General features: G+C 48.0%; 2 protein-coding genes. Both read right to left on the minus strand.

Annotation, left to right across the window (positions count from 1 at the left end; translation table 11 throughout):
* Positions 1-57: 57 nt before the first annotated feature.
* Positions 58-2268 (minus strand): 3-hydroxyacyl-CoA dehydrogenase/enoyl-CoA hydratase family protein, encoded by a 2211-nt coding sequence (locus tag C7Y66_RS29990; RefSeq protein WP_106548328.1) that lies wholly within the window; start codon positions 2266-2268, stop codon positions 58-60.
* Between the two features lie 69 nt (positions 2269-2337).
* On the minus strand, positions 2338-4120 hold a 1783-nt coding region (locus C7Y66_RS29995; RefSeq protein WP_106548329.1), incomplete at its 5' end, for a long-chain fatty acid--CoA ligase.

The following is a 4120-nucleotide window of genomic DNA, read 5'->3' on the forward strand; positions in this document are numbered from 1 at the left end:
ACCGAGGCGGCTTCATCAGCGAATACGATCGCTATTTAGCCAACCGTTTAGCCTACGTCATGGCTGGCTGAGTAGGGGTAAAAATGCTTCCCGTTCTAATTGCAGTAAGTAGTTTTCATCAACTAAAGCAGGTGCGGAAAGTTCTCCGCCAGCCATGACGTAGGCTAAACGGTTGGCTAAATAGCGATCGTATTCGCTGATGAAGCCGCCTCGGTAAAGGGTATCGGCAGCATAATCTAACATTGCTCTCCCCGGACGACCTAGCACCATAATGGCGTTGCGTTCGGGGGGTGAGGCGTAACCTGCGCGATCGCTACATAAGACCTCTTCTTTCGCAACTTCTAAACGGCGATCGCCATTCATTAAAATTCTGGCTGTCAGTGGTAGAAATCCTAGTTCTTGGGCTTCCGCAGCACTATTGGAGACTTTCGCCATGCCAATTGTTTCAAACACTCGCCGCAGGAATGGTTGGATGTGATGGGGTGCTTCTGTGGCAGCGCGATCGGCTGCCCATGTCACCGATCGCATAATGCCACCAGCCCCAGGAATTAAACCTACACTCAGTTCCACCAAGCCAATATAAGTTTCTGCTGCTGCCACGACTTGCGGACACGCCATGACTAACTCGCAGCCGCCTCCTAATACGCGCCCCTGAATTGCTGCAACAATTGGTTTGGGGAAGTAATGAATTCGTTGTAGCAGAGTTTGAAATTTGACAATCAGATCGGCGATCGCCCCTAATCCCGACTGCGCCATCATTGCCATTTCCGCCAGATTTGCCCCACCTGAGAAATGAGCGCTGCTGTTGCCAATGACCAATCCTCGGTAATCCCCATTTTCGACGAGATCCAGCACCTCAGCTAAACCGTCAACCACTTGCAAACTCAAAGTATTACCCTTCGAGCGAAACTCATACAAAACTACCCCATCGCCCATGTCTAGCAATGCTGCTTCGGGATTTTGCCATATTAGCGGGAGTCGGGAGTCGGAAATCAAATTTTCACTTTTGACTTTTGACTTTTGACTTTTGACTTCTGCCCATTCCGGCACGGTCATTCCCGCAGCTTTCATATCTGCCAGCACGGTTTCAAATCCCAATACATCCCAAATTTCAAAAGGACCGAGTTCCCAGCCAAAGCCCCATCGCATTGCTTTGTCAATGTCGGTAGGACTGTCGGCAATTTCGGGAATGCGGCAGGCAGCATAACTTAATGTTTTAAGGATAGACTCGCGGAAGAAAGCACCCGCACGACTGCGATCGCGATACAATGCCCGCAGGCGATCGCCTAAATCGGGAATCTTACCAATTGCCTCAATATCACCCAAATTTAGAGGTTTAGCTGGTTCGTAAGCGAGTGTTTCTGGATTTAATGACAGAATTTGTCGGTCTTGCTTTTTGTAAAAGCCTTGACCCGTTTTCGCTCCTAGCGTCCCCGTCTCTACGAGTTTGCGTAATAGTTCCGGCACGCGGAAGACTTCTCTGCTTTCATCATGGGGAATAGCTGGATAGAGATTGCTGGCGACATACATCAGCGTATCTAGTCCGACTAAATCCGCTGTGCGGAATGTGGCTGATTTTGGTCTACCTGCAATTGTTCCCGTTAGAGTATCGATTTCCTCAATCGTATATCCCTGCGTTAACGCCTGCAAACCGAGCATGGTGACATACATCCCAATCCGGTTAGCAATAAAGTTAGGAGTATCCTTTGCGACTACAACTCCTTTACCTAAATGCACTTCTCCGAACCACTTCATCCTTTCTAGTACTTGTGGATCGGTGTCAGTTGTCGGAATGACTTCGAGTAGCTTGAGATAGCGGGGCGGATTGAAAAAATGAGTTCCCAAAAACCTTTGACGAAAGGATTCAGAACGTCCTTGGGCGATCGCGTCGATTGGTAAACCGCTCGTATTGGTGGATACGATTGTATCCGAGCGAATTACGCTCTCTAGGCGTTCCATCAACTTTTGCTTAATATCTAGATTTTCTACCACTGCTTCAATGACCCAATCGACAGCGGCAACTGAGTCAAAATGCTCGTCAAAATTCCCCACAATGACGCGACGGGCTGTCTTTTCTGTAAAAAATATAGGTGGAGATAGCTTCAGGGCTTTTTTAAATGATGTTTCAACTAATTCGTTTTTATTGCTCCCCTTGCCAGGAATATCTAATAAATGTACGGTTAAACCTACATTGGCGAGGTGAGCGGCAATCTGGCTTCCCATCACTCCCGCACCAAGAACGGCGGCGGTTCGGAACGGCTTAAACATAGTTTTAAAACCTCAGTTATCAGTTATCAGTGGTAATTGGTAATGAAGTGATGCGTAGTGTGCGATCGATTAATTCCGAATTCCGAATTCCGAATTCCGAATTCTCTCTACTCCCTGGCTTAAGGATTGAGCATACGCAGGACAGGTGGATGAAGGTACGGGGGGACATAGGTTGAGTTGTTCGTGACGCTGTGTCTCTCGTCGTTTGGAATCTTCTTGACCATATAAAGTATTAATTTCTTGAGCAAACATTTCAGCGATCCTGGCGCGTTTTACTTCTCCACTGGGGGTCAGCATTCCGTTCTCGACGCTGAGTGTAGCGTTGATGAGCTGAAAGCGTTTAACTAAAGACCAGTAAGGCAAATGGCAGTTAGCTTCATCTACTAAAGCCTGGTAGAGGGCGAGAATACAGGGATGGTTCAATAATTCTGCATCTGGTAGGTCGAGTTCCAAGAGTTGAGCTTGTTGGCGCAGGTTATTGAAATCGGGAAAAATTAGCATCGCACAGAATTTACGTTCTGCCCCCACTGCAACGGCTTTTGCTACCAGAGGAGATTGTTCTAACTTGTGTTCTAATGGCTGTGGCGTGACGTATTTACCTGTTGAAAGCTTGAAGTGGCTTTTCTTTAATCCAACGATTTTCAGAAAACCATCGGCAGTAAACTCTCCTATGTCGCCTGTATGAAACCAACCCTCAGAGTCGATCGCCTGCTGGGTAGCTTCGGGGTTTTTATAGTAGCCTTGCGTCACGTAAGGTCCCCTGACTAAAATTTCACCATCAGAGGCGATCGCGATTTCTATTCCAGGCAAAGGCACTCCTACTGTTCCAGCTCGGTTGAAGCTACCCCGATTGCAGGCAACTGCCGAACTCGTCTCTGTCAATCCATAGCCTTGTAGAATCGTGACTCTAGCAGCGGCAAACAGGTTAGCAATCTCGGCTTTCAAAGCTGCACCACCGCAGATCGCGTATTTGAGATGACCGCCAAACACCGAGCGCCATCTAGAAAACACTAACCGATCTGCTAGTTTCAGCATCCAGTCGTATTTGCCGCTCGGTGACCGTCCCAGTTCGTACTGTTGGGCAAGGGCGATCGCCCAATCGACGAGACGTTGAGTTTGTTCTGTTTGTAGGGATTTCCAAGCAGTGAGGGAGGCACGCCAATGCGGTAACTTGAATTGAGTTGGAGGGAGCCATCGCAGAGAGGATAAACGAAATTTTTGCTGGGGAGTTTCTTGTTTCTTCTGAAACATCTGCGCGGCGAAAGTCCGAAAGCGGGGCAGCAAGTCGTATTTGACACTCTTCGCTGTCTCTGGTTGTGGAGTCTGACTACCTGTTTCTAAAATTCGCTGATAAATTTTTTCCAGCAACAGAGGCACGGTAGCAAATATTGTTGGTTGTATCTCTTTAAGATGTTTCATCACTCGGTTAGGAGTGGTGAAGTAAACGCTATGCCCGTAATTCATGTGACCGTAGAAAAAGACACGGGCAAAAACGTGGGTCAAGGGCAGAAATGAAAGCACGACCTCCTTTGCACCTAATTCCAAATCGGGAATTCCAGAGAACATTGCCAGTGCGTTAGCAGAAAGATTTTCGTGAGTCAGCATCACTCCTTGAGGCTTACCAGTGGCTCCAGGGATATAAATGATGGTGGCTAAGTCGTTGGCTGTTAGCGATGCGCGTAGCTGTTGTTGCCTCTCATCTGACATCTGAGCTTGTCCTCGCTGCCGTATCTCTGCTAAGGAAAAGATTTGGAGCGATCGAGGGTGCTTGGATTGTCCCTGCCAATCGAGGGGAACATCGGCAACGATCGCGATTTGTAGATCGGGCGTGCTGCTTAAGTAAGGTATGATG

Origin of the sequence: Chroococcidiopsis sp. CCALA 051, from assembly GCF_003015105.1 — a bacterium.
Lineage (GTDB): Bacteria > Cyanobacteriota > Cyanobacteriia > Cyanobacteriales > Chroococcidiopsidaceae > Chroococcidiopsis > Chroococcidiopsis thermalis.